The following is a 25,910-nucleotide window of genomic DNA, read 5'->3' as shown; positions in this document are numbered from 1 at the left end:
AGCGGAAGCCCGAAATGACAAGCGACGTGCTGGAAGTGAGTGGTGTTTCTCTGCCCTTGAAGCGTCCGGGTGGAGCTCGCGACCTGCGCGCCTGGGATGCGGCGGACGAACAACTGCTGGCGCAGACGTTTGCCCGGTTTGCCCCGGAATCCTCGCCCCGGGTATTGGTTGTGGATGACCAGTTCGGCGCCCTGACCCTCGGGCTTGCGGCTTTTGCCCCGGTGTCCTTTGCCGACAGTTGCTCGCTTGCCGTAGCGCTGGTGATGAATGCGCACGCCGCAGAAAGCGTTGCCGCGCCATTGAGCTGGTTGGCGCCGCCGGAAGGCCCGTTCGATCTGGTGGTCATGCGCATCCCGCGGCAGGTGGACTATCTGGCGTGCCTGTTGCGCTGGGTAAATAGCGTGCTTGCCCCCGAAGGTACGCTTCTTGCCGCGGGCATGATCAAGCACTTGCCGGACAGCAGCGCTGGTGTGTTTGCAGATCTGGTGCACACCCGGGAGGTCTGTCCGGCACGCAAGAAGGCGAGGGTGATTGTCGCTGCACCGGGTGACCCGACCCTGAGAAACTGGACCGAGCTATGGAAGGGATACCCGCTTCCGCAATCCGGGCACAGCGTTAACGCCATGCCTGCGGTGTTTGCCCGGGATAGGCTGGACATCGGTACCCGGCTGCTGCTGCCATTGGTGAGGCGGACGGCTGGTGGTCTGGAGCCCGCTGCCAGGGTACTGGATCTTGCCTGCGGCAATGGTGTGCTGGGCCTGGCGGCGCTGGCGGAAAACCCCGAGCTGGCGGTGACATTCTCCGATGTCTCCAGCCAGGCTGTGGCCAGCGCCAGAAACAATGCACTGAATGCTTTCCCCGAGGCCGAAGTGGATTTCTATCACAGTGACGGTATTCCCGAAGAGGCGGGCCGCTTCCAGCTGATAATCCTGAATCCGCCATTTCATGAGGGCGGTGTGGTCGGGGATCACATTGCGTTGCGTCTGTTCCGGCAAGTGGCCCGCCACCTGGTTCCGGGCGGGCGGATGCTGATGGTGGGCAATCGTCACCTGGGATACCACCGCAGCCTGAAACGCTTCTTTTCAACGGTCCGCCAACTGGATGCCGACCCCCGGTTCGTGGTGTTTGAAGCCGGTACTCAGGAGGCCGGGCGGTCGTAGCCCATTCTTGCCAGGGTATCCACGATGGTCTGGGTGTGGCTGTCGATTTCAATATTTACCCGGTCGCCAACCGACACATCTCCAAATGTGGTCGCCCGTAGGGTTTCTGGAATCAGATACACGTTAAAGCGGTTGTCCCAGACCTCCCCGATGGTCAGGCTGCAGCCGTTGATGGCGATATAGCCCTTGGGAAAGAGGTATCTGGTCCAGGGTTCCGGGACTTCGAACTCCAGGGTGCAGTTGTTCTCGGGGCGGTCAATTGCCACGATGTCTGCGGTAGTGTGAACGTGGCCAGACAGCAGATGCCCGCCAATCTCGTCGCCGATCCTGGCGGCCCTTTCGAAGTTTATCCGGTCACCGGCCTTAAGTTCTCCAAGCGTGGTGGCCCGCAGGGTTTCCTGCATGGCGTCGAAGTAAAGCAGGCCGCCCTCCTGGCGGGTTACGGTCAGGCAGGTGCCGTCGATGGCGACAGACGCCCCAATGGTAACGCCGTCAACCTGCGGGTCGGGAAAACGGATCGCAAAGCTGGTCAGTCCCGGCTCCGCGGAAAGTGTGTCAATGGTGGCAACACCCTGAACAATGCCTGTAAACATTCATGCCCCTCTAACGACTTTTGTGGCCGGGTCCGGCAACACTGGAACCAGCAAGGATAGCGATAGCATGGGGCCCTGCCAACCCGAGTTTGGCAGGGTAACGTCATCGGCCTGCGCTCAAGAATTCAGGTGGCTGGTCGATAGCCAACAGTAGACACCGGGAGTGGGCAAGGTTCGGGGAAGTTGGCCCGGTTTATAGCCGATGGATAACCAGCGATGGCACAGAACGAGACGACAGTCCGGCAGGCTACGGCGCCGGAGGAGCCCTTGTTGCGGCAAGGGCGACCAGCGGATCCGCAGCCTCCGGCGGTCGAAGAGCGGGCTGCGCCTGCGGGAGCAATAACCACAGACTCGGCACTGCCTGGCTCCGGGCAGGCGGTATCCGTTCCCGGACCGGGCCATGAAGAGGTTGCTGCCGAACCCGGGACGCAGGATGACGCCAGTGAGGAGTCGCAGCAGATCGAAAAATCCCTGGCAGAATCCCGTCAGCGCAAGCTGCGGCTGATGCTGAAGCAGTGCGACCGGGTGTTGCTGCTGGATTTTGACCTGCTGGCACTACCGGACTGGCCCGACAACTATACCCTCGCCGCCGCGCGCAGAAGTCGGGATCTCTGGCTGTTCAGTGCGCTGTTGACGGCGATTGTCTTCCTGAGCGGGATGACCGGCTTTGTGCCCGCGTGGATTGCCGGCGGCGGATTTGGTGCGTTTGTCATTATTCTGCTGATGGGGGTCCCCGGGGTTAGACGACTCTATACCTCGCGCTCCTCCTATATGGATCTGATCATTCGACGCCGACGGCTGCTGCGGGACGCACGAAAGCATATTGAACATCTTGAGGGGAAGGAAGGTCTGCTGTGGCAGTGTGCGCGCATGGCCGAGTTCAATCCGGCGCTCAGGTCGACCCGTTTCAGTGAGCTTCTGGCGCTGTCTGAGCGTCGTGTGCTGGCCCGGAACATGACGCGCCGGCAGCATGTCCGTCTTTACCTTGTTTATCTTCTGGAGGCTGAGAAAGCCTATTCCCGGGCTCAACAGGCATTTTTTGAGGCGCATCAGAAGGCGCTTGATGAGGGTTGGGAATCGGTGGCTTCGGAGCCGGAGCAGAGAACTTGACAAGGTTCCCGCTCAAACGTATGTTTTAAACAGACGTTTGCTAGAGGCACTGATAATAACATGGCTCAGTCTGATACGGTTGACCGAATCCTGGATGCAGCGGAAGAGCTTTTCGCTGACCGGGGGTTTTCTGAAACCTCGCTTCGGATGATTACCAGTAAGGCTAAAGTAAATCTTGCCGCTGTCAATTACCATTTTGGCTCCAAGAACGCCCTGATTCATGCGGTGTTTGCTCGCTTTCTCACGCCTTTTTCAGCAACGCTGGAAAGTGCGTTTGACGAACTCGAGGCCCGCTGTGATGGAGCACCACCCACACTGAATCAGACCCTTTGGGCTCTGACGGAAAGCGCTGTGCGCATGCCTCAGCGCAACGAGAAGGGCATTTCCATATTCATGCGATTGCTTGGTCTGGCCTATACCCAGTCCCAGGGGCACCTCCGCAAGTTTCTCGAGCAGGAATACAGCCAGCCGTTCAGTCGCTTCATGCGTTTGTTGAAAGAAGCCACCCCGCAACTGTCGTCGGTGGATCGCTACTGGCGGATTCAGTTCATGCTCGGTGCCACCGCCTTCACCATGTCCAGCAGCGACGCCCTGAGAGACATTCTTCAGAACAAGCTGGGTGTGGAGACCACCGTTCAGGAAATTGCGGCACGGTTGGTGCCATTCCTTGCCGCCGGGATGCAGGCCGAAGATGCCATGCTGGTTCCCCCGGCCCATAAAAGCTCAGTTGCCTGAGTCCCATGCTCTCGGTTAGGCTTCCGGACTGATGTGCCAGCCGGGAGCCCAACGCCGCATGCCAAGTGATTCTGAATTCCCCTCAATGCCAGAGGCAGTGCCGCGAATTGAAATCGACCTGGTCACACAGACACTGACGCTGTTCCCGCAAGACACCTCATCCCCCATGTTCTATCCCGTCTCCACGGCACTTAACGGCCCCGGCGAGCGCCAGAGCAGCGGCTGTACACCCAGGGGGCGTCATTATATCCGTGCAATGATCGGTGGCGGTGAGACCCAGAACACCGTCTTTATCGCCCGCAGACCAACCGGAGAAGTGTATTCGGCAAAGCTTGCCCAGACGTTTCCCGAAAGGGACTGGATACTGTCCCGCATCCTCTGGCTGTGTGGTCTTGAGTCCGGTAAAAACCGGGGCCCCGGGGTCGATAGTTTCCGCCGCTTCATATACATTCACGGCACGCCGGATACCGAGCCTATGGGGGTTCCGCGTTCCCATGGCTGTATCCGCATGCGAAACACCGATGTGATCGATTTGTACGACCGGGTGAAACCCGGGATACCGGTGTTGATTCGCCAAAGCTCATCATTGAACTGACGGGACCGAGAAGACCGATGATCGAAGAAACGCCTGCCATCGTGAATAACTGGATTCAGAACTGGAACCTGCTGTCACAGGGCTGGCGGGTTGGCCTTGTGGTGTTTGCGCTGGTTTTCGGCACTGCTGTGGTTGCCTATGTTGCCAGTTTCATCGTGGGTGCCATTGAGCGGCACTTCCAGAAAACCGACAACGCCTGGGACGACGCATTGCTGCACGCGGCGAGAAAGCCGGTAGTTGCCTTTGTCTGGCTGCAGGGCGTGTACTGGGCCGCGGAGGTGGCTCACCGGTACTCGGATGCCGAGGTTTTTTCCGTCAACGACACCCTGCTGCAGATCGGTTTCGTGTGGTTGCTGGTCTGGACGGTGTTGAGGTTTATCAAGCAGGGTGAGGAAATACTGACGTCGCCTCTGAAGATGAAAAGTCCGATGGACTACACCACGGTTAATGCAGTAAGCAAGCTGTCCCGGGCCGTGGTGATCATTACCGCCGTGCTGATTGCTCTCCAGTCGCTGGGTTACAGTATTTCCGGCGTGCTGGCCTTTGGTGGTGTCGGCGGTATTGCGGTCGGCTTCGCGGCGAAGGACCTGTTGGCCAATTTCTTTGGCGGATTCATTATCCATCTCGATCGGCCTTTTAAAGTCGGCGACTGGATTCGCTCTCCGGATCGTAATATTGAAGGGACTGTCGAGCACATCGGCTGGCGCCTGACCACGGTCCGCACATTTGATAAACGTCCGCTCTATGTTCCCAATGCGGTCTTTACACAGGTTGCCGTTGAGAATCCGTCGCGCATGCTCAACCGGCGAATTTCGGAGACGATCGGAATCCGCTATGCCGATGTGGGGCAGATGGCGACGGTCGTCGCTGATATTCGCTCGATGCTGGAGAATCATGAAGATATTGACCAGAATCAGACCCTGATCGTCAACTTCCTCACTTTCAACGCCTCCTCCCTGGATATCATGATCTATACCTTCACCAAAACCATAGAGTGGGTGCGTTTCCACGAGGTCAAGCAGGACGTGCTGCTTAAAATCGCCGACATTATCGAGGGTTATGGTGCCGAGGTTGCCTTTCCCACCCGCACTCTTCATATGCCTGAGGGCGTGCGCCTCGCCAGTGACCAGGCTGGCAAGGCTGACGGTGATGAGGCTTCCAGCGCTGAGCCTGGCAGCAGCCGTGCGCCGGTGGATGGCAGTGCAAGCTCCAGTGAAACACAGGGTAGCAGCGCCGAAGCAACGGGGAATTCATGATGAGTATATCGGGACATAATCCGCCGGTTGGTATTATTGGTGGCACTGGACTCACGACTTTGTCGGGCCTCCAGATACAGACAGAGCGGCCCGTTGATACACCCTGGGGTCAACCCTCGTCGGCGTTGGTGGAGGGGCTTCTGGGGGATCAGGCAGTGGTATTCCTGTCCCGTCATGGCAACCCCCATCGCATTCCCCCCCATCAGGTTAACTACCGTGCCAATTTGCAGGCGCTTCATGACGCCGGTGTTCGCACCGTGGTTGGGGTCAATGCCGTGGGCGGCATCCACCTGGAGATGGGGCCGGCGCACATTGTGATACCGGATCAGATCATCGATTACACCTGGGGCAGGGCCAGTACCTTTTTTGAGGGCGAACTGGATGAAACCACCCATATCGACTTCACCTGGCCATACACGGAAACGGCCCGTCAGCTACTGATCGCGGCCGCACGGGACCAGAACCTGGCATTTTCCGATTTTGGTGTCTACGGGGCCACCCAGGGGCCAAGACTGGAAACAGCGGCCGAGGTAGTGCGCCTGGAACGGGACGGGTGTGACCTGGTGGGAATGACGGGCATGCCAGAAGCCGCGCTGGCGGCTGAACTGGGGATGAACTATGTCTGCCTGGCGTTGGTGGTGAACCACGCCGCTGGCAAATCGGACCACATCATCACCATGGCTGAAATCGAGGCCGCCATCGACCAGGGAATGTCCGGTATCAAGCGGATCCTTGAGGTGTCAATGAGCGACCTGGGGGCTCTTACTCCTCAATTTTCTTGAAGAATACCAGCACGCCAATGGTGGGGGAGTCCAGGAAATGGACTTCCTCGCTGCGCATGCGGCGCGTTTCGCGTATCCAGGTCAGCAGCTCCGCTTTTGGCCATTCCGTGCCCGAAGCCATGTCCTGCTCCGGTTGGTCCGCCGTTGCAGGGCCATTGCCAGTGTCACTTTCTTCAGCGCCTGAAGCGTTGGAAGGCGTATCGATGTCCAGGCCGCTATCGGCCAGATCCTGCGGCTTTTCTTCCGCGGGCATGGGTTGCCAGTGATTGAGGTGCACATCCACGTGCAGGTAGCGTTGCCGGTCAATGGTAATATGACCTTCAACGTCACGGTGCCCGGCGTCGGCCAGCCAGTCTCCAATGGCGACCCGCAACGGCTCACCCTCGAAATCGGGGGGGAAGGACTGGTACCAGCCGGTGGCTGCCAGAATCCGGAAGCGGCCACTGTTCTCCAGCCGGTTGGCTGCCGAATTGAGATGCAGCTCTTCCTGCGCAACCAGATCCAGCGTGGTTTCCGCTGTGCCATCTTCGCCCACTGCCTGCAGAATTTCGGTGATGTCCGGGTCGGGAGATTCAGGAAGACGGCTGGCCATGCGCTCATTGATGCTGTCCGGCTCGACCTTGCGTTCCAGGATAACCAGTTCTGCACGGTAGTAGTCTTCGCGGGGAGCGTCCTGCCCGGCTGTATCACCGTTGCTGGTTTGCTCTTGCACAGTTGCAGCCTGTTCTGACGGCTGCTCCTGGGCCTGCTGCGCTGACACCAGGGGCGACAGGGCTAACGCAAGCGCAAAAATGAAAGTGGACTTTCCAAGTAATAGGTTACCGGGCGTTCGCAAGGGCTTTGCTCCAATGTTCCTGTTGTTCATCAGGGGCCTCTGGGCCGGGCGTGTTATGAGGCAAGTTGGCCCAGCATGTCGGAAATGCCATCGAGTTTACCACTGGTCGAGGTGTCGTTCAGCCGGAAACGGAAACTGTTGGCTCCTTCCAGGCGATACTGGTTCGGCGCGGATTGCACTTTCTTAACCAGAACCAGCGGGTCTACCGGGGTGGAACTGCCGAATTCAAGCCTTGCCCATTCCTTTCCTGCGTCGACTTTCACGATACCCAGGGCCTCGGCACGGATTCTCAGTTCGGACTGGCGAATCAGGTTCTTTGCCGGTTCCGGTAATAATCCGAAGCGGTCGATCATCTCAACCTGAAGTTCTTTTAATCCGTCCTTGTCGCTGACGCTGGCAATGCGCTTGTAGAGCATCAGGCGGTTGTGGACATCCGGCAGATAGTCGTCCGGAATCAGGGCGGGTATGCGAAGATTCATCTCTGTACCATGACTGAGCGGCAATTCGGCATTGGGGGTACGTCCCTCGCGAATGGCCTGCACGGCCTCATCCAGCAGCTGCATGTAGAGGGTGAAGCCGATGCTCTCGATCTGCCCGCTTTGTTCCTCACCCAGCAATTCCCCGGCGCCCCGGATCTCCAGATCATGGGTGGCCAGCATGAAGCCGGCACCCAGGTCCTGCGCTTCGGAGATCGCTTCCAGGCGTTTCTTGGCATCCGCGGTAATGGATTTTGGCGGCGGCGTCAGAAGGTAGGCATACGCCTGGTGGTGTGAGCGGCCGACGCGGCCCCGCAGCTGGTGAAGCTGGGCAAGGCCGAACTTGTCTGCGCGTTCGATGATGATGGTGTTGGCGCTGGGAATATCGATGCCGGTTTCAATAATGGTGGTGCAGACCAGGACGTTGAAGCGCTTGTGGTAGAAGTCCGACATGATCTGCTCCAGATCACGCTCGCGCATCTGACCGTGCGCGACGCCTACCCGGGCTTCGGGAATCAGCCGACGCAGATCCTCGGCGGTTTTTTCAATGGTGGCGACGTCGTTGTGCAGGAAATACACCTGGCCGCCCCGCAACACCTCCCGCAGGATGGCCTCCTTGACCATGGCCTCTTCCCGCTGGCGCACAAAGGTCTTTACCGACAGGCGCCGGGCCGGTGGGGTGGCAATGATTGACAGGTCCCGGAGGTGTCCCATGGCCATATTGAGGGTCCGTGGAATCGGCGTGGCGGTCAGGTTCAGCATGTCGACTTCGGCCCGCAGGGCTTTCAGGCGCTCCTTCTGCTGAACGCCAAAGCGATGCTCCTCATCAATGATCACCAGCCCCAGGTTCTTGAACCGGATGTCACTCTGCAGCAGTTTGTGGGTACCGATCACAATGTCGGCCTTGCCGGCTTCGATCGCTGCCAGCGCCTTGGTGGTTTGCCCGCCACTGCGAAAGCGGCTGAGCAATTCCACGTTGACTGCGGTATCCGAAAAGCGGTCGCGGAAGGATTCGTAATGCTGCTGCGCCAACAGGGTCGTGGGCACCAGAACCGCCACCTGTTTGTCCGAGTAGGTGGCCATGAAGGCCGCCCGCATGGCCACTTCGGTCTTGCCGAAGCCGACGTCGCCGCAGACCAGGCGGTCCATGGGCTTCTCGCTGACCATGTCCTCGAAAACCGCCTCGATGGCTGCCTGCTGATCCGGCGTCTCCTCAAAGGGGAAGCCGGCGGCAAACGCCCGGTAGGCCTCCTGAGGGTCTTCGAACGAAAAGCCTTTGCGGGCTTCCCGGCGGGCATAGACATCGAGCAATTCAGCCGCCGTGTCGCGGATTTTTTCCAGTGCCTTCTGTTTGGCATTGCTCCAGCGGTCGGTTCCCAGCTTGTGCAGCGGCGCGTGATCGGTGTCGGCGCCGGTGTAGCGGGAAATCAGGTGCAGGCTGGATACCGGCACGTAGAGCTTGGAGCCGCCGGCGTATTCCAGCATCAGGAATTCGCTGGCCTCGCCCTCAACGGTGATGGTTTCCAGGCCCTGATAGCGGCCGACACCATGATCAATGTGGACCACCGGGGCGCCGATGCGCAGCTCCGAGAGGTCCCGGTAACCGGCATCGTCGGCTTCCGTGGGCTTTTCCCGGCGGCGGCGCTGGAGCACCCGTTCGCCGAAAAGCACGGTTTCTGTAATCAGGGCAATGTGATGTTGCGGTAACAGTAGGCCGTACTCCATGGGAGCAACGGTAATGCCAAGAGTGACTTCCGGGTTGCCCACGAAGGCCTGCCAGCTGTCCATTGTGGTCAGCGGGAGGCCATGGTCCGCCAGGTTTTCGATCAGGGCCTCACGCCGTCCGGACGATTCGGCACAGATCAGGATCCGGCCGTGGAACTCACTGACAAAACGCTTGAGCCGGCCTGCGGGATCGGCTGCGCGACCGTCCATGGCTACGTCCGGCAGCACCCCGGTAGGGCAGTTGCTGCCACCGGCGGCATCCGTGGTGTTTGTGGCGAGCGTTACTCTCGGGAAGCGTTTGAGCTGGCCGAACAGCTCGTCCTGCTGAAGGAACAGTTGCGACGGCGGCAGGATGGGGCGCATTCGGTCGTGGCGGCGCTCCTCGTAACGGGCGCGGGTCTCGGCGTCGAAATGTTCAGCCGATTCGTTGAGGCCCGCCGCCGTAAAGACCAGGGTCTCGCCCGGCAGGTAGTCGAACAGGGTTGCGGTCTGTTCGAAGAACAGCGGCAGGTAGTATTCGATGCCGGGAGGTGTAATGCCGTGGCTGACGTCCTGATAGATCGGTGCGTCCTTGTCGGCGTGTGGAAACTGCTCGAACCAGCGATTGCGAAATCCGGAGCGGGCTTCCTTGTGCCAGGGGAATTCATTGGCGGGCAGCAGTTCGATTTTCTCGATCCGGTCAATGGAACGTTGGGTTTCCGGATCAAAGGTGCGCAGCGTTTCTATTTCATCATCGAACAGATCAATCCGGTAGGGCCGGGTGGCTCCCATCGGAAAAATGTCGAGAATGGCGCCGCGAACCGCGTATTCGCCGTGTTCATAAACATTGTCCGCGTGTCGGTAGCCGGCGGACTCCAGCTGCATGCGCCAACTGTCGATATCCAGTGACTGGCCAACCTCCAGAAGCAAGGTGTTTCCCTGCAGGTAACTGACCGGCGGCAGCCGGTGCATCAGGGTACGGGCCGGCACCACCAGAACGCCGTGGCTGGTGCCTGGCAGGCGGTGCAGCGCCCGGATGCGGCGAGAGGTGATGTCCTGGTGGGGTGAAAACAGATCGTAGGGCAGGGTTTCCCAGTCAGGCAGCGACAGCAGCTCAAGGCCGTCAGGAGTGATCGCCGGCTGATCTTCATCCGTTGGCAGGCCAAGGTAAAAGCGCATGGACTGCTCAAGACGGATGGCTTCTTCGGTACTGCGTGTTACCACCAAAGTCAGGCCATGGTGGGCTTTTGCGCTCTCGCAGATGGCCAGAGCGTCACTACTGCCATGCAATTGCCCCCAGGTGCGATGATCCCCGGCCTTGGTCGGCGCGGCTGGCGCCACCAGCGCGGGATGTCTGTCGGAATAGAGGGCACCTTTGGTCATGGGTCGGGTCTTTCTCCTGGGAAGTGTCTTCGGCTGGGGTGTCTGCGAGGCCGGTATTCTACCGGCCAGACGTTGCGCTGTCATGACGCAGGCACCGCATAGTTACAAAGAGGCACCGGGCCGCATTTGCTGTCTGAGTAATAACGTTGGATAATGTGGGCCCATTTTTCCAGGTTCCAACTGCAGAGGTTCAAGCGTGAGTCACGAACAGATCAATCAGCACCTGTCTAACTGGACGGAAAGAGAGTCTACCGCGGAAGCCATGATTCCGCTGATCGGTCGCCTCTACCGTAAAAATAACGTGGTTACGTCTGTTTACGGCCGGTCCATCATTAACCAGTCGGTTATCGGTATCATTCGGGCACACCGTTTTGTGCGCCAGGTAGAAGACAGCGAGCTGTCAGTCCACAACACCCTGCCCATCCTGCAGGCGATGGATAAAATGGATCTGGGGCGCGGCCACGTTGATATTGGCAAGCTCGCCGTGAAATTCAAGGAAGAAGGCGGCTCCCTTGAAGAGTTCCTGCAGCGGGAAATTGGTCCGATTGTGGGCCAGTACCAGACGCAGTCGGAAGAAGACGCGGAAAACGACACCAAAGACATTGTTCTTTATGGTTTCGGCCGGATCGGTCGCCTGCTGGCCCGTATCCTTATTGAAAAGGCCGGTGGTGGTAACAACCTTCGCCTGCGGGCCATCGTTGTCCGTCAGGGAGGTGCCGAAAACGACCTCCAGAAACGCGCCAGCCTGTTGCGTCGCGACTCCGTTCACGGCCCGTTCAACGGCACCATCACCGTGGATGAAGAAAATTGCGCACTGATTGCCAATGGCAATTTCATCAAGGTGATTTATTCTCCCGGCCCGGATCAGGTGGATTACACCCAATACGGCATCAACAATGCCATTGTTATTGATAATACCGGCATCTGGCGCGATGAGGCCGGGCTCGGTCTGCATCTGAAATCTAAAGGCGTCAGCCGGGTCATGCTGACCGCGCCAGGCAAGGGCGACATCAAGAATATCGTTCATGGCATCAATAACGACTGGATCACCGACGAGGATCGTATCCTCTCCGCAGCGTCCTGCACCACCAACGCCATCACCCCGGTGCTGAAGGCGATTGTGGACGAATACGGTGTCGAGGACGGTCATGTTGAAACGGTTCATTCCTACACCAACGACCAGAACCTGATCGACAACTACCACAAGGGCAGCCGCCGCGGTCGCAGTGCGCCTCTGAACATGGTAATTACCGAAACAGGGGCCGCCAAGGCCGTTGCCAAGGCGCTGCCTGAGCTCAAGGGGAAACTGTCCGGGAACGCAATTCGTGTGCCGACACCAAACGTGTCCATGGCCATTCTGAACCTCAACCTTGAGAAAGAGGTAACCGTCGAGGGGGTCAACGAGTACCTTCGCGACATGGCGCTGCACTCAGAGTTGCAGAAGCAGATCGATTTCGTTAATTCGCCGGAAGTCGTCTCTACCGACTTCGTAGGATCGCGTCATGCCGGTATCGTGGATGCCCAGGCAACCATCGCCAATGGCAAGCGTCTAATTCTATACGTGTGGTATGACAATGAGGCGGGCTACAGCGCCCAGGTCGTCCGTGTGGTCAATCAGATGGCGGGGGTGACCTACCCGATCTTCCCGAAGCGGGCCAGGGACTGATCAAAGGTCGCTAAGTCAAGCATGACAGGGAAACCTCGATCGTTTTTGCGGTCGGGGTTTCTTTTTGGCTGTCTATAAATCATTCTGTCTGTACGCTTGCACACAAACTCCCTGGGGTTTCTGGTGGAAATAGTATTCCTTAATCTCTATAATTGGCGCGATTTTGGGTACGTCTGACATCCGCTTCCCATCGCGCTCTGTAGCCGGTTAACTGGGCCGCAAGCGTCGGGCGTTATAAATCCATCGAACAGTTTCTGATGATTGGATGAGGCTAATGATCAAGATCAAAAAAGGCCTGGATCTTCCCATCAGCGGCGCCCCTGAGCAGACCATTACTGACGGCAAACCCGTTCGCCACGTGGCATTGATCGGTTTTGACTACATCGGCATGAAGCCGACAATGGTTGTGAAAGAAGGGGATCGTGTAAAGCGCGGTACGCTGCTGTTTACGGACAAGAAGACCGAAGGCGTTCGTTACACCTCACCGGCAGCCGGTGTGGTCAAGGAAATCAATCGCGGTGAGCGCCGCGTGTTCCAGTCGGTTGTCATCGAAATTGATGGTGACGACGCTGAAACGTTTGCGCGCTTCAACGCTTCCGATATCGCCGGCCTTGAGCGCCAGCAAGTCGTTGACAACCTGGTTGAGTCAGGTTTATGGGCGACCTTCAAGACCCGACCCTACAGCAAGGTACCCGAGATTGACTCGGCACCGCATTCCATATTTGTCTCGGTGATGGACACCAACCCGCTGGCGGCGGACCCCACGGTCATCATCCGTGAAAACGGAGCTGCTTTTGAGCAGGGCCTGAAGATTCTCACCAAACTGACGAATGGCAAGGTCTTTGTGACCGGCAAGCCCGGTTCCGATGTGCCGGTTCCTTCTGACGACCAGGTAGAGGTGCAGCAGTTTGATGGCGTTCATCCCGCAGGCAATGTTGGCACCCATATCCATTATCTTGACCCTATTGCCGGTGACAAGGTGGTTTGGAGCATCGGCTATCAGGACGTAATCGACATTGCCAGGCTGTTCGAAACCGGTGAGTTGCCCGTCGACAGGGTAGTTGCAGTCGGTGGCCCAAAAGCATTGAAGCCGCGCCTGATCCGTACCCGCATTGGTGCCAGTCTGACCGAACTTCTGGATGGCGAAGTTGCGACAGACTGCGAGGTTCGCACAATTTCCGGTTCGGTTTTTGGTGGTCGTCGTGGTGACGGGCCCTGTGCCTATCTCGGTCGCTTTGCCAATCAGATATCGATTCTGGAGGAAGGCAACAAGCGGGAGTTTATGGGCTGGCTGTCACCGGGAGCTAACAAGTTCTCGGTTATGAACATCTATCTGTCCAAGCTGGTCGGCGGCAAGCGGTTCAATATGACAACCACGACCAACGGCAGTGAGCGGGCGATGGTGCCGGTGGGTGTTTACGAAAAGATCATGCCGCTGGACATTCTGCCGACTCAGTTGTTGCGGTCGTTGATTGTCGGCGACACCGAAGTGGCACAAAAACTGGGTGCGCTGGAGCTGGATGAAGAAGATCTGGCATTGTGCACCTTCGTGTGCCCGGGTAAATACGAGTACGGTCCGATTCTCCGTGAGAACCTGACCCGAATCGAGATCGAGGGCTAAAACGATGGCAATCCGACAGTTTCTCGATGGTATCGAGCACCACTTCGAAAAAGGTGGCAAGTACGAGCGCTGGTATGCGCTTTACGAGGCGGTGGATACCATTTTCTATTCGCCGGCGAGTGTAACGTCGACCACCTCACATGTGCGGGATGGCATTGATCTCAAGCGGATCATGATCACGGTGTGGCTATGCACCTTCCCCGCCATGTTCTTCGGTATGTGGAATATCGGTTTCCAGGCCAACAGCTATCTGGCTGAAAACCCGGATGCCCTGATGGGAGACGGGGGGCTGCGCACAGCCTTTATCAGCGCCCTGGCCGGTAACAACGCCGCCAGTGTCTGGGACAACTTCGTCTATGGCATGGCCTACTTCGTGCCCATTTACTTTGTCACCTTCGTGGTCGGTGGCTTCTGGGAAGTGCTGTTTGCGACCGTTCGCCGGCATGAGGTGAACGAAGGGTTCTTTGTGACTTCCGTGCTTTTTGCACTGATCTGTCCGCCAACCATTCCCCTCTGGCAGGTGGCGCTGGGCATCACCTTTGGTGTGGTTATCGGCAAAGAAGTGTTTGGCGGTACCGGCAAGAACTTCCTCAACCCGGCCCTCACCGGCCGTGCCTTCCTCTACTTTGCGTACCCGGCACAGATTTCCGGTGACACGGTGTGGACGGCCGTTGATGGTTTCAGCGGTGCAACCGCATTGAGCTGGGCAGCCAGCGGTGGCCTGGAGGCCCTGGAAACACAGATCGGCTGGATGTCTGCATTCATGGGCTCCATCCAGGGCTCCATGGGCGAGACGTCAACGCTGGCGGTGCTGGCAGGCGGTATCATTCTGCTGGTTATGAAGATTGCCTCCTACCGCATTGTCGGGGGTGTGTTGATCGGCATGATTGGTATGTCGCTGCTGCTTAACGTGATCGGTTCGGAAACCAATCCCATGTTCGCGGTGCCGGCACACTGGCATCTTGTCATGGGCGGATTTGCCTTCGGTATGATGTTCATGGCGACGGATCCTGTGTCGGCTGCCATGACCGATACCGGCCGCTGGTGCTTCGGCATCCTGGTAGGTGTTATGACCGTGCTGATCCGGGTGATCAACCCGGCGTTCCCGGAAGGCATCATGCTGGCGATCCTGTTTGCCAACCTCTTTGCACCGCTGATGGATCACTATGTGGTTCAGGCCAATATCAAACGGAGGCTCGCACGTGGCTAAAGCTAAAGAAACTGTCTCCAGAACGCTGATGGTCGCGCTGGTGCTGAGTATTGCCTTCTCTGTCGTGGTTTCCACTGCTGCAGTAATGCTCCGCCCGGCGCAGGTCAAAAACCAGAATCTGGACCTGCGCTCGAACATGCTTGCGGCAGCCGGTATGTTGGAGTCCGGTGCCAGTGCCGATGAGATTGAGGAGGAATTTTCCCGTTTCACGGTACGCCTGGTGGATCTTGATACCGGCGAGTACGTGGAGCCGTCAGCAGTTGGTGTCGAAGACCCCATGAAGTACGACATGTACAAAGCGTCATCTGATCCGGAGATGTCAACCAACATCCTGTCGGCAGCCGACAAGGCAGGCATCAAGCGCCGCCCGAACGTCGCCAAGGTGTTCACCCTGGAGGAAGACGGCGAACTGGTTCGTGTGGTGCTGCCGATTCATGGCTACGGTCTGTGGTCAACGCTTTACGGATTTGTCTCGCTGGAAGGCGATGCCAATACCATCGAAGGGCTGGGGTTTTATGACCACGCCGAAACACCGGGCCTTGGTGGGGAAGTCGACAATCCGCGCTGGAAGCGTCAGTGGGTGGGCAAGCAAGTCTACGACGATGAGTTTGAGGAGCCTCAGATCCGTCTTGTCAAAGGTGGTGTCAGCTCGGACGCAGCCAACAAGGAGCACAAGGTTGACGCGCTATCCGGTGCGACCCTGACCAGTCGCGGTGTGGAAAACCTGGTCAACTACTGGATGGGTGACCAGGGCTTTGAACCCTATCTGCAAAAACTTCGTCAAGGGGAGGTCTGATCATGGCAGACTCGTCAGCCAAACAGGTTCTGTTCGAACCGATTTTCAGTAACAACCCGATTGCGCTGCAGATACTGGGTATCTGCTCGGCGCTGGCGGTAACCACGAGCATGAACGTGACCCTGGTCATGTGTGCGGCGGTTATCGCGGTAACGGCGTTCTCCAACCTGGCGGTATCGCTGGTCCGCACGCAGATTCCGGGCAGTATCCGGATTATCGTGCAGATGACTATCATCGCCTCCCTGGTTATCGTGGTTGATCAGCTTCTGAAGGCCTATGCCTACGAAATCAGCAAGCAGCTCTCGGTATTCGTTGGTCTGATTATCACAAACTGTATCGTTATGGGGCGTGCTGAAGGCTTCGCCATGAAGAATGGCCCCTGGCTGAGTTTCCTGGATGGCATTGGTAACGGTCTGGGCTACTCAGTATTACTTATCTTTGTAGCTTTCTTCCGTGAACTGCTGGGTGCCGGCTCGCTGTTTGGCGTGTCCCTGATGCCGGTCGTCAACGAAGGTGGCTGGTACATTCCCAACGGTCTGTTGCTGCTGCCGCCGAGTGCGTTCTTTATCATTGGTCTGGCCATCTGGGGTCTGCGGGTCTGGAAGCCGGAACAGGTAGAAGAGCCCGACTTCAAAATGTCCCGTCATACGGTTAAGGAGGCCTTCTGATGGAACATTATATCAGTCTTATTCTGAAGGCTATTTTCGTTGAGAACATGGCGCTGGCCTTCTTCCTGGGGATGTGTACCTTCCTGGCGATCTCCAAGAAGATCGAGGCAGCCGCCGGCCTTGGCGTTGCCGTTATCGTGGTGTTGACGATAACCGTTCCGGTGAACAACCTGCTCTATAACACAATTCTCCGGGAAGGTGCGCTGGAGTGGGCGGGGCTGCCCAATGTTGACCTGAGCTTTTTGGGCCTGCTTACGTATATTGGAGTCATAGCCGCGCTTATCCAGATCATGGAAATGGTCATGGACAAGTACATTCCGGCGCTGTATGCGGCGCTTGGTGTGTTTTTGCCGTTGATCACAGTGAACTGCGCGATTCTGGGCGCCTCACTGTTCATGGTAGAGCGTGACTATACCTTTGGTGAAAGCGTGGTATATGGGTTTGGTGCGGGTGTCGGCTGGGCGCTGGCGATTATTGCCCTGGCTGGAATCCGTGAAAAGCTCAAGTACAGTGACGTCCCGGAGGGCCTGCGTGGCTTGGGTATCACCTTCATTACGGTCGGTCTGATGTCCCTGGGCTTCATGTCGTTCTCAGGTATCTCACTGTAACCAACCCGGTGATTCGGTTTAACGAAAAGGCGAGACCATGAATACAGAAATTATTCTCGGCGTGGTCATGTTCACCGTTATCGTTCTGGCTCTTGTCGCGGTCATACTCGCGGCACGGTCCAGGCTGGTAAGTACCGGTGATGTGACCATCGAAATTAACGATGATCCAGAACACACACTCAAAACGGAAGCGGGCAGCAAGCTTCTGGGCACTCTGGCCAGCAATGGCATTTTCCTGTCCTCCGCCTGCGGTGGTGGTGGTACCTGCGCCCAATGCAAGTGCAAGGTCCTGGAAGGTGGCGGTGCCATGCTGCCAACGGAGAAAACCCACTTCACCAACCGTGAAGAGAAGGAAGGCTGGCGTCTGTCGTGCCAGGTGCCGGTAAAACAGGACATGAAGGTTGAGGTGCCGGAGGAGTTCTTTGGCGTCCAGAAGTGGGAATGCGAAGTGGTTTCCAACCACAACGTGGCAACGTTCATCAAGGAACTGGTACTGAAGCTTCCGGAAGGCGAGGAAGTGGATTTCCGTGCCGGCGGTTACGTTCAGCTTGAGTGTCCCCCGTACGAGATCAGTTTCAAGGATTTCGACATCGAGGAGGAGTTTCACGAAGACTGGGACAAGCACGACATATGGCGGTACAAGGCCATAAACAAGGAAGAGACCATCCGCGCCTATTCCATGGCGAATTACCCGGAAGAGAAGGGTGTTCTCAAGTTTAACATTCGCATCGCCACACCGCCCCCGGGTACGGATCATCCACCGGGCATCATGTCGAGCTATGTGTTCAATCTCAAGCCCGGAGACAAGATCACTGTTATGGGGCCGTTCGGCGAATTCTTCGCCAAAAAGACGGATGCCGAGATGGTGTTTATTGGCGGTGGTGCGGGTATGGCACCGATGCGCTCACACATCTTTGACCAGTTGAAGCGCCTGAACTCCAGTCGCAAGATCAGCTTCTGGTACGGTGCCCGAAGTGTCCGGGAAATGTTCTATGTGGAAGATTTCGACATGCTGGCGGAGGAGAACGAAAACTTCGAATGGCATGTCGCGCTGTCGGATCCGCAGCCGAACGATAACTGGGAAGGGCCTACCGGCTTTATCCACAATGTGCTCTACGACAAGTACCTGAAGGAGCATCCGGCTCCTGAAGACTGCGAGTACTATATGTGTGGGCCCCCCATCATGAACGCTTCCTGCATCAAGATGCTGAAAGACCTTGGCGTGGAAGATGAGAATATCATGCTGGATGATTTCGGGGGTTAATCAGCTCACATGACATCCAGTATGCTACGACCCGTCAGGGTGGTTGTGGCCGGCGCCTTTTTGGTGCTGGCTATTGCCGCGCTGGCGGGTTGTTCGTTTGAAGAAGAGCAAAAAGTCTGGGAGATATCCGGGCCGGTGTTTGGCACGCAATATCATATTAATGTGGTATTGCGGGAAGACCAGGAGCGGCTGGAAAATCTGGCGGATGGTATCGAAGAGGTGCTCGAGGACGTGGATGCCTCCATGTCCACCTGGCGGGACGATTCGGAGCTCTCCCGGTTCAACCGCCTGGAAGATCAGAGCCAGTGGACAGGGATCTCCGGGCCGCTTCATGAGGTACTGACAACGGCCAGGGAAGTATCCGAGCTCACTGGCGGAGCCTTCGACGTGACCATCGGTCCGGTGGTTAACCTGTGGGGGTTCGGGCCGGATGCCCGGCCGGAACAGGTTCCCGATGATCGTGAACTCTCTGCCCTGCTCGAGAAAATCGGCTATGACAAGCTGGAGCTGAAAGATGAGCCGTTCGCGCTGAGAGCCAGCCCCAACCAGTACGTGGATCTTTCCGCAATTGCGAAGGGGTTTGGGGTGGACGCGGTTACGCGGTTTCTCGAATCAGAGGGATTATCCGCGTTTCTGGTGGAAATTGGCGGCGAAGTTCGTGTTTCCGGGCGCAAACCGGATGGGTCGGCCTGGCGTCTGGCGATTGAAGAGCCGGTGTCGCAGCAACGGGAAATCAACCGGGTGGTTGCCCTGGACAGCCAGGCGATGGCAACGTCCGGAGACTATCGTAACTATTACGAATCGGAAGGGGAGCGGTTTTCGCATACAATAGACCCTAACAGTGGCAAACCGATTCGCCACAATCTGGCCTCGGTCACGGTGATAGCGAGCGACTGCATGACGGCAGACGCACTGGCGACCGCTTTCAATGTCATGGGGGTCGAGCAGGCAAAGGAACTTGCCACTCGCGAAAATATTGCCGCTTATTTTATAGTTCGGGGTGAAGACGGGTTTGAAACAGACTACACGCCGGCCTTCTCCTCGTTCCTGACACATTAACGGAGAGACCTACTATGGGTACTTTTCTGCTTGTTCTGACAATTGTGGTACTGCTGGTTGCCGGCATGTCGGTCGGCGTTATATTTGGTCGCAAACCTATCAGTGGCACCTGCGGGGGTATTGGTGCCATGGGCATCAGCAAATCCTGCGATATCTGCGGTGGCAATACCCAGAAATGCGAAGAAGAAAATGATCGCCTTGCCAACGACGGCAAATCAGTGGAGGCACTCACCTACGAGGCCACCAGCAAAAAGACCCGCTGATCCGGCGTATCTGTAACACTTTCAAAATTCGGGAGCCTCTGAAAAGCGCCTGCCCTGTAAGCGCGCGCCGGCAGGGTTTTTCAGAGGCTCTCTCACGACGTAGATAAGGAGTCACTGCAGAATGGCAGAACATCATTACGACGTCGTCGTTATCGGCGCAGGCCCTTCGGGCGAAGGCGCGGCGATGAATGCGACGAAACATGGTAAACGCGTCGCGATCATTGAGGATAAACCTACCGTAGGCGGTAACTGCACTCACTGGGGCACTATTCCCTCCAAGGCACTGCGGCATTCGGTCAAACAGATCATTACCTTTAACACCAATCAGATGTTCCGGGACATCGGTGAGCCGCGCTGGTTTTCGTTTCCACGGGTTCTGCAGAACGCACAGAAAGTCATCGGTAAGCAGGTCAAGCTGAGAACCCAGTTTTACGCGCGTAACCGCGTCGATCTGATCAACGGCCGGGCCCGCTTTGTGGATGCCAATCGTCTGGAAATTCGTGGTAACAAGTCCCACGAAACAGTCCGTTTCAAACAGGCCATCATCGCCACGGGCTCACGCCCCTATCTTCCGCCTGACGTAGACTTCCGCCATCACCGGATCTACAACTCGGACACGATTCTCAATCTTTCTCATACCCCCCGCACGCTCATCATCTATGGGGCGGGTGTTATCGGCTCTGAATATGCGTCCATTTTCGCCGGGCTGGGTGTAAAAGTGGATCTGATCAACCCGGGCAGTCGTCTGCTCACCTTCCTGGACGACGAGATATCAGACGCCCTGAGTTATCACCTCCGTAATAACGGTGTTCTGGTCCGCCATAACGAAGAGTACGAGTCTGTCGATGGCGATGACCACGGTATCGTGCTGTCGCTAAAATCCGGCAAGAAGATTCGGGCGGACGCCTTCCTGTGGTGCAACGGCCGCAGTGGTAACACGGAAAATCTGGGGCTGGAAAATATCGGGCTCACCCCCAATGGTCGCGGCCAGCTGGCGGTGGATGACCACTACCGGACCGAGGTGGGGCATATCTACGCCGCCGGCGACGTTATTGGTTGGCCAAGTCTAGCCAGTGCTGCTTATGATCAGGGCCGTTCGGCGTCTTCCGACATTGTCAAAGACGACTACTTCCGTCGTGTCACTGATGTTCCGACGGGCATCTATACCCTTCCGGAAATCAGTTCCGTTGGCAAAACCGAGCGAGAGCTGACCGAAGCCAAGGTCCCCTACGAAGTAGGGCAGGCATTCTTCAAGGACCTGGCGCGGGCCCAGATTACCGGGGACCCGGTTGGCATGCTGAAGCTGCTGTTTCATCGTGAAACCCGCCAGCTTCTGGGTATCCACTGCTTTGGGGATCAGGCAGCAGAAATCGTTCATATCGGCCAGGCGATCATGAATCAGGAGGGCGAAGCTAACTCCCTGAACTATTTCATTAATACCACCTTTAACTATCCGACTATGGCCGAGGCCTATCGAGTAGCCGCACTAAACGGCCTGAACCGGATTTTCTGATTCGCTGGCATCGGTCTTGTATTGCTGTCCGGCGGGTAGATGCAGGGCAGCATTTGCGCGGTTGTCGAAGTACATACGTGTGCTGGTCGGATAATCGGTGATAATGCTGTCGACCCCTTTCGCTTCCAGTTGGAGCATGTCGTGGATGCGATTAACGGTCCAGGTGGACACATGCATACCCCGCCGGTGGGCGTCCTCCACGATAGCCTGGGTGCAGATGCGCCAGCCAATGCACAAAAAGTCGCAGTGCAGTCTGGCTGCTGCGTTGACCGGCTTCGGGAATTTCCTGTCAGACACCAAGCCAATGCGCACCTTCTTGTCCCTGCGGCGGGCCTGCCGCAGGAACCACTGGTCAGAGGAAGTGATTGCCACCCGGTTGTAAAGGTCGCGGCGCTGAATCACCTCGGTCAGACGGTTACAAAGGATATTCAGGCGTTGGCGACTGTCTTTCTTCACTTCCAGTTGCAGATGCTCAAAATCCGGATATTCGTTCAGCAAGGCTTCCAGCGACGGAATACCCACTGGCCGTGGCCAGGGCTTCCCATTGCGCCGGGCGTCCATTGCTGCCAGCTCGTCCGCAGTGAAACTGCTGACATTGCCTTCTAGGCCGGTGGTGCGGTCAACCGTAAGATCGTGAACGATCACCGGCTTCCCGTCTTTTGACAGTAACAGGTCCAGCTCAAAGTGCCGCACGCCATGGCGGTAGGCATGCGTAAAACCGGCGAGGGTATTTTCCGGAGCCTCTCCCTTTGCGCCCCTGTGCCCATAGACAATCATTCTGCGGCGGATTCCTTCAGGCGGTTATAGATTTGCTGGCGCTTTTTCCAGGTGTCGTGGCAGAGCTGGATATCTTCCAGGTAGGCTGGCAACTCCTTCATCAACAGGGCCTGCGGGCCATCCACCAGCGCTTTTTCAGGTTTGGGGTGAAAGTCCACCAGCACCATGTTGGCGCCGGCAATCACTCCCTGGGCGGTTGCATGCATCACATCCAGAATGCCGTCTGGGGCCCGCTCGCGACTGCCCACCGAGTGGGACGGGTCCACACACACGGGCATACGGGTAAGCCGTTTTACGGCCGGTACGTGGGCGAAGTCCACCATGTTACGGTGCGGTTGGCCGGCTTCTGTCTTCATGCCGCGCAGACAGAAAATGACATTGGCATTACCTTCGCTGGCGAGGTATTCCGCCGCATTCAGGGATTCATTCAGGGTGATGCCGAAGCCGCGCTTCAGCAGCACCGGGTAGGTGGTCTGGCGGCCAATAGCCTTGAGCAGTTCGAAATTCTGGGTGTTGCGTGTGCCCACCTGCAGCATGACACCAGTGGGCCGGCCAAGCTGTTCCAGGCAGTGATCAATTTCCTCGATATGGCTTTCGTGGGTGATTTCCATGGCCACCACCTTGATGCCATGCTTCCCGGCCTTTTCAAAAACCCAGGGCAGACATCCCTTGCCGTGCCCCTGAAACGAGTAGGGGTTGGTCCTTGGCTTGTAGGCCCCCATGCGGGTACAGACCTGGCCGTTATCCTCCAGCACCTGCATCATCTGCTCCACATGCTCCGGCACATCGACTGCACACAGCCCTGCAAAGATGTTGAGGTTGGACTGGTCGAAGGTAACGCCATTGTAGGTGAAGCCACTCTGGCGACGGTCGTCTTTATGGCGCCCCAGTATCCGGTAATCATCGGAAATTCGGATGGCCCTCTCTACCGCAGGAAGGGCCTCGATATCTTCTTTGTTGAGGGACTTGGTTTCTCCCAGCAGGTAAACCTCGGTCAGGCGCTGCTGGGCACCCTGGACCTGATGGACTCTGACCGAGACGCCGGGCAGATTCTCGAGAAAGTGCATGGTCTGGCGATAGGCTTCGCTTTCCAGTGCGATGTCCGGGTGGAGAATGGCTAACATACTTGCTCCTTAAAGGTTCACTCAGTGCCTTCGGCGCGATGGCGGGCCTGCATGAATTCGCGATGGTTCAGGTGCATGAGGTCCGCCATGCGGCGAATCAGGTGTTCCTCGTACTTGTCGATACGACCGTCGGCGAAAGCGACACGCCAGATACTCTCGAGCAGGACCTGTTTCTCGTCCTGATTCAGCTGCTCATTGATCTGGCCGGTAAACTCGTACAGGGAGGTGGCGTCGTCAGCATGACTGAGCGCATCCTGGAGGATCTCCTCCGCTTCTTCGCGGGTAACCTGGTGGGCCTTGACCGCGCAGTCGACGATGGTTTTGAGCTCTTCCTCGTCCTGTTCGTTGTCGATACGGGACAACTGAACCATCAGTGCAGTAGCAGCAATGGCAAGCTGATGCTTGTCGGGCTGTGTGGGTTCGTCTTGGGGTGAGCCGAACAGGCTCTTCAGGCGCTCAATCATGGTCTTGCGATTCTCCTCCCGGTACGTTCAGCGTCAGGCGGCCTGGGACAGCCGGCGAACGCGGTTTTCCAGTTCGATCTGGTCGTTGGTGAAGCGACGGATACCATCGGCCAGCTTTTCTGTCGCCATGGCGTCTTCGTTGGATTCCCAGCGGAACAGGCGCTCGTCAATATTACCCGGCCTGTCGGAGCTTTTTGCGTCTTCAGGGGATAGCTGGCGAGGCAGGGAGCCGGCATCGGCATCGAGCTCCTGCAACAGGGCCGGGCTGATCGTCAGGCGGTCACAGCCAGCCAGCATCTCGATTTCACCGGTATTGCGGAAACTGGCCCCCATGACCACGGTTTCAAAGCCGTTGGCCTTGTAGTAATTGTAGATGCGGCTAACTGACTGCACACCGGGATCCTCTTCCGCCGGGAAGGCATCGCGGCCGGTAGCGGCCAGGTGCCAGTCCAGGATGCGACCCACAAACGGCGACACCAGGAAGGCTCCGGCATCGGCGCAGGCGGCGGCCTGGATAAAGGAGAACAAAAGGGTCAGGTTACAGCGGATGCCTTCCTTTTCCAGTTGCTCGGCGGCCCGAATGCCCTCCCAGGTGGATGCAATCTTGATCAGTACCCGGCTGGTGTCCATGCCAAGGTGGTCATAAAGCTCTACCAGGCGGCGGGCCCGGGTGAGGGTAGCGCCAGTGTCGAAGGACAGCCGGGCATCCACTTCGGTTGAAACCACGCCCGGGATAAGGCCCAGAATTTCCTTGCCTGCCAGTACGGCGAGCATGTCGGTGGCGTAGGTCAATTGCTCCGCGTCCGAACCGCCCTGTTTGCGGGCGGCCACCACAGCTTCATTGAGCATCGGGCGATAGGCTTCGGAAGCCGCCGCCTTGAGAAGAAGCGACGGGTTGGTGGTGGCATCTTCCGGTTTCCACTGGGCGATGGCATCCAGATCCCCGGTATCGGCGACCACGGTGGTCATGGCTTTGAGTTGTTCAAGCTTGCTGGTCATTCGTCCTGTCGTCCTGATAGGTTTGTTATTGATCGCCCGTATCGCGGGCGCTGAAGGTCTTGTACCTACAATAACGGGCTGTTCTGACGGGAACAAGACATTGACATCCTCACCGCCCTAAAGAGACGGTGATTCCTCCTGCGAGACGCTGATGCCCCAGCGCGAGAATGTTTCTGGCCGCGTTGATATCGCGGTCGTGAGTCACACCGCACTCACAGGTCCATGCTCTTATTCCGAGGCCCGCTCTACCTTTCGGACTGTTGGGGCTCAGGGATCCGCAACACGAGCAGGTCTGGGTGGTGTATCGTTCATCGACTTCCAGGAAAACGCTGCCTGCGTGCTCGCACTTATAGACCAGCAGCATTCTCAATGTGGACCAGCCGGCGTCGAGAACCGACTTGGCCTGGTTGTTTTTGACCAGACCGGAGCTGGAGACGTTACCAACAACGATCAGGCCGTTTTTATTGACCAACTCGCGGCTGTATTTGTGCAGCGCATCGTGCCGCCGGTTCCGGATCTTGGCGTGTATCGCTTGAACCCGGTTTTGTTTCCGGGCTCGCTGGGCAATGGCAAGCTTCTTTTCCATATCCCGATAGAATCGACCCGCTTCCAGCGGCTCGCCGTCAGACAGTGTGGCCGTGGTTTTAAGCCCCAGATCGACTCCAACACTGCCGGTGCCACAGCGCTGTTCAGACTTCACCGTCACGGCGACGCAGAAGTACCACCGGCCTCGGGCGTCCTCAACGAAACAGCCGGATCGGAAGCGATACTGTGACAACCCGTGGCTGTCCCACACCTTGAAGTGCTGGCCGTTAAATCGAACCTGACCGCTGAGCCAGGTGGCTGCGCCGGTATTGACCGGCACCCAGCCGAGCGATCGGCGAACGCCATGAGTTTTGCGCCAGGCCAGTCGCTGCTTCCGAAACTGCTTGCGGCGAGTGACATATTCGGCCGATACGCGCTGAACCGTCTGGCTGTGCAGCCCCAGAAGCTTGCCAGCCCCGTTCGTGTATTTCTGGAGATCGTAGGCCGATAGGAATTGATGACGCTCCCGAATGTACCGACGACTCAATTCGTTCACGTAGTTCCACACGAGATTCACCGCCGCGGCCTGACGTCGCAACGCTTTCGCGTGCTTGTCACGGACTCGGACTTTCAGCGTTTTGGTGGCGGTTGTGTGATTGGTCATACTGTATATTTGAGGCTATGTTTGCTTCCGCTGTTGGTACGCCACAATAGTACTGTATAT

At 57.6% G+C, this 25,910-nt stretch carries 24 protein-coding genes; 16 read left to right on the top strand and 8 right to left on the bottom strand.

Going from position 1 to position 25,910, the window contains the following annotated elements; translation table 11 throughout:
* Window positions 1–14 precede the first annotated feature (14 nt).
* Window positions 15–1,160, top strand: coding sequence for a class I SAM-dependent methyltransferase (locus tag DIT71_RS10745; protein ID WP_114613335.1), 1,146 nt, complete (start codon window positions 15–17; stop codon window positions 1,158–1,160).
* Here the strand turns inward: DIT71_RS10745 and DIT71_RS10740 are convergent.
* Complete coding sequence (locus tag DIT71_RS10740) at window positions 1,139–1,753, bottom strand: riboflavin synthase subunit alpha (protein ID WP_114613200.1); 615 nt, start codon at window positions 1,751–1,753, stop codon at window positions 1,139–1,141. The two genes, DIT71_RS10745 and DIT71_RS10740, sit on opposite strands and share 22 nt — an antisense overlap.
* Window positions 1,754–1,969: 216 nt before the next feature.
* Between DIT71_RS10740 and DIT71_RS10735 the strand changes: the two genes are divergently transcribed.
* From DIT71_RS10735 to DIT71_RS10715, 5 genes are all read left to right on the top strand, one after another.
* Entirely contained in the window at window positions 1,970–2,863 is an 894-nt protein-coding gene (locus DIT71_RS10735) for a hypothetical protein (RefSeq protein WP_114613199.1), read from the top strand.
* A gap of 60 nt (window positions 2,864–2,923) precedes the next feature.
* The gene (locus DIT71_RS10730; RefSeq protein ID WP_114613198.1) at window positions 2,924–3,598 is read left to right on the top strand and encodes a TetR/AcrR family transcriptional regulator; all 675 of its coding nucleotides are present in this window, start codon (window positions 2,924–2,926) and stop codon (window positions 3,596–3,598) included.
* 85 nt (window positions 3,599–3,683) lie between these two features.
* A complete protein-coding gene (locus DIT71_RS10725; protein WP_114613334.1) occupies window positions 3,684–4,193 on the top strand; it encodes a L,D-transpeptidase in 510 nt (169 codons plus the stop codon).
* Between the two features lie 17 nt (window positions 4,194–4,210).
* Complete coding sequence (locus tag DIT71_RS10720; RefSeq protein WP_114613197.1) at window positions 4,211–5,449, top strand: mechanosensitive ion channel family protein; 1,239 nt, start codon at window positions 4,211–4,213, stop codon at window positions 5,447–5,449.
* Window positions 5,449–6,231 carry an S-methyl-5'-thioinosine phosphorylase gene (locus DIT71_RS10715; protein WP_114613196.1) on the top strand — a complete coding sequence of 261 codons (783 nt, stop codon included), beginning with the start codon at window positions 5,449–5,451 and terminating at the stop codon, window positions 6,229–6,231. Before DIT71_RS10720 ends, DIT71_RS10715 begins: the two co-directional genes overlap by 1 nt.
* Here DIT71_RS10715 and DIT71_RS10710 read toward each other — a convergent pair.
* Together DIT71_RS10710 and mfd are read right to left on the bottom strand one after the other, a co-directional pair.
* The gene (locus tag DIT71_RS10710) at window positions 6,212–7,096 is read right to left on the bottom strand and encodes a CsiV family protein (protein WP_114613195.1); all 885 of its coding nucleotides are present in this window, start codon (window positions 7,094–7,096) and stop codon (window positions 6,212–6,214) included. The genes DIT71_RS10715 and DIT71_RS10710 overlap by 20 nt on opposite strands.
* 23 nt (window positions 7,097–7,119) lie before the next feature.
* A complete protein-coding gene (mfd, locus tag DIT71_RS10705) occupies window positions 7,120–10,629 on the bottom strand; it encodes a transcription-repair coupling factor (protein ID WP_114613194.1) in 3,510 nt (1,169 codons plus the stop codon).
* A 196-nt stretch (window positions 10,630–10,825) separates the two neighbouring features.
* Here mfd and DIT71_RS10700 point away from each other — a divergent pair, with 196 nt between their 5' ends.
* The 10 genes from DIT71_RS10700 (at window position 10,826) to sthA (ending at window position 21,297) form a co-directional block, all read left to right on the top strand.
* Window positions 10,826–12,295, top strand: coding sequence for a glyceraldehyde-3-phosphate dehydrogenase (locus tag DIT71_RS10700; protein ID WP_114613193.1), 1,470 nt, complete (start codon window positions 10,826–10,828; stop codon window positions 12,293–12,295).
* 274 nt (window positions 12,296–12,569) lie between these two features.
* Window positions 12,570–13,916 carry a Na(+)-translocating NADH-quinone reductase subunit A gene (locus tag DIT71_RS10695; RefSeq protein ID WP_114613192.1) on the top strand — a complete coding sequence of 449 codons (1,347 nt, stop codon included), beginning with the start codon at window positions 12,570–12,572 and terminating at the stop codon, window positions 13,914–13,916.
* Between the two features lie 4 nt (window positions 13,917–13,920).
* On the top strand, window positions 13,921–15,126 hold the full coding sequence (locus DIT71_RS10690) for an NADH:ubiquinone reductase (Na(+)-transporting) subunit B (protein ID WP_114613191.1): 1,206 nt from the start codon (window positions 13,921–13,923) through the stop codon (window positions 15,124–15,126).
* Window positions 15,119–15,922, top strand: a complete 804-nt coding sequence (locus tag DIT71_RS10685) for a Na(+)-translocating NADH-quinone reductase subunit C (protein WP_114613190.1) — start codon at window positions 15,119–15,121, stop codon at window positions 15,920–15,922. Before DIT71_RS10690 ends, DIT71_RS10685 begins: the two co-directional genes overlap by 8 nt.
* 2 nt (window positions 15,923–15,924) lie before the next feature.
* Window positions 15,925–16,590, top strand: a complete 666-nt coding sequence (locus tag DIT71_RS10680) for an NADH:ubiquinone reductase (Na(+)-transporting) subunit D (protein WP_114613189.1) — start codon at window positions 15,925–15,927, stop codon at window positions 16,588–16,590.
* Window positions 16,590–17,198, top strand: coding sequence for an NADH:ubiquinone reductase (Na(+)-transporting) subunit E (gene nqrE, locus DIT71_RS10675; protein WP_114613188.1), 609 nt, complete (start codon window positions 16,590–16,592; stop codon window positions 17,196–17,198). Before DIT71_RS10680 ends, nqrE begins: the two co-directional genes overlap by 1 nt.
* Window positions 17,199–17,235: 37 nt before the next feature.
* Window positions 17,236–18,462, top strand: coding sequence for an NADH:ubiquinone reductase (Na(+)-transporting) subunit F (gene nqrF / locus DIT71_RS10670; RefSeq protein ID WP_114613187.1), 1,227 nt, complete (start codon window positions 17,236–17,238; stop codon window positions 18,460–18,462).
* Window positions 18,463–18,483: 21 nt separating this feature from the next.
* Window positions 18,484–19,521: an FAD:protein FMN transferase gene (locus DIT71_RS10665; protein ID WP_227538061.1), complete on the top strand. Its 1,038-nt coding sequence runs from the start codon at window positions 18,484–18,486 to the stop codon at window positions 19,519–19,521.
* Between the two features lie 14 nt (window positions 19,522–19,535).
* On the top strand, window positions 19,536–19,784 hold the full coding sequence (gene nqrM, locus DIT71_RS10660; RefSeq protein WP_114613185.1) for a (Na+)-NQR maturation NqrM: 249 nt from the start codon (window positions 19,536–19,538) through the stop codon (window positions 19,782–19,784).
* 121 nt (window positions 19,785–19,905) lie between these two features.
* On the top strand, window positions 19,906–21,297 hold the full coding sequence (gene sthA, locus DIT71_RS10655) for a Si-specific NAD(P)(+) transhydrogenase (RefSeq protein ID WP_114613184.1): 1,392 nt from the start codon (window positions 19,906–19,908) through the stop codon (window positions 21,295–21,297).
* Here sthA and DIT71_RS10650 read toward each other — a convergent pair.
* The 5 genes from DIT71_RS10650 to DIT71_RS10630 all read right to left on the bottom strand — a co-directional run bounded on the left by DIT71_RS10650 (window position 21,271) and on the right by DIT71_RS10630 (window position 25,850).
* A complete protein-coding gene (locus tag DIT71_RS10650) occupies window positions 21,271–22,074 on the bottom strand; it encodes a glycerophosphodiester phosphodiesterase (protein WP_114613183.1) in 804 nt (267 codons plus the stop codon). The two genes, sthA and DIT71_RS10650, sit on opposite strands and share 27 nt — an antisense overlap.
* Window positions 22,071–23,198, bottom strand: coding sequence for a 3-deoxy-7-phosphoheptulonate synthase (locus DIT71_RS10645; RefSeq protein ID WP_114613182.1), 1,128 nt, complete (start codon window positions 23,196–23,198; stop codon window positions 22,071–22,073). The genes DIT71_RS10650 and DIT71_RS10645 overlap by 4 nt, the downstream gene beginning before the upstream one ends.
* A gap of 17 nt (window positions 23,199–23,215) precedes the next feature.
* Complete coding sequence (locus DIT71_RS10640) at window positions 23,216–23,662, bottom strand: tellurite resistance TerB family protein (protein ID WP_114613181.1); 447 nt, start codon at window positions 23,660–23,662, stop codon at window positions 23,216–23,218.
* 33 nt (window positions 23,663–23,695) lie between these two features.
* Window positions 23,696–24,661, bottom strand: coding sequence for a transaldolase (gene tal, locus DIT71_RS10635; RefSeq protein WP_114613180.1), 966 nt, complete (start codon window positions 24,659–24,661; stop codon window positions 23,696–23,698).
* A gap of 109 nt (window positions 24,662–24,770) precedes the next feature.
* On the bottom strand, window positions 24,771–25,850 hold the full coding sequence (locus DIT71_RS10630) for an RNA-guided endonuclease InsQ/TnpB family protein (RefSeq protein ID WP_114613179.1): 1,080 nt from the start codon (window positions 25,848–25,850) through the stop codon (window positions 24,771–24,773).
* Window positions 25,851–25,910: the final 60 nt, after the last annotated feature.

It is taken from the genome of Marinobacter vulgaris (assembly GCF_003344045.1).
In the GTDB taxonomy this organism is placed as follows: Bacteria; Pseudomonadota; Gammaproteobacteria; order Pseudomonadales; family Oleiphilaceae; genus Marinobacter; species Marinobacter vulgaris.
Note: the sequence above shows the minus strand (reverse complement) of the source record. Positions and strands in the feature narration are given on the sequence as shown.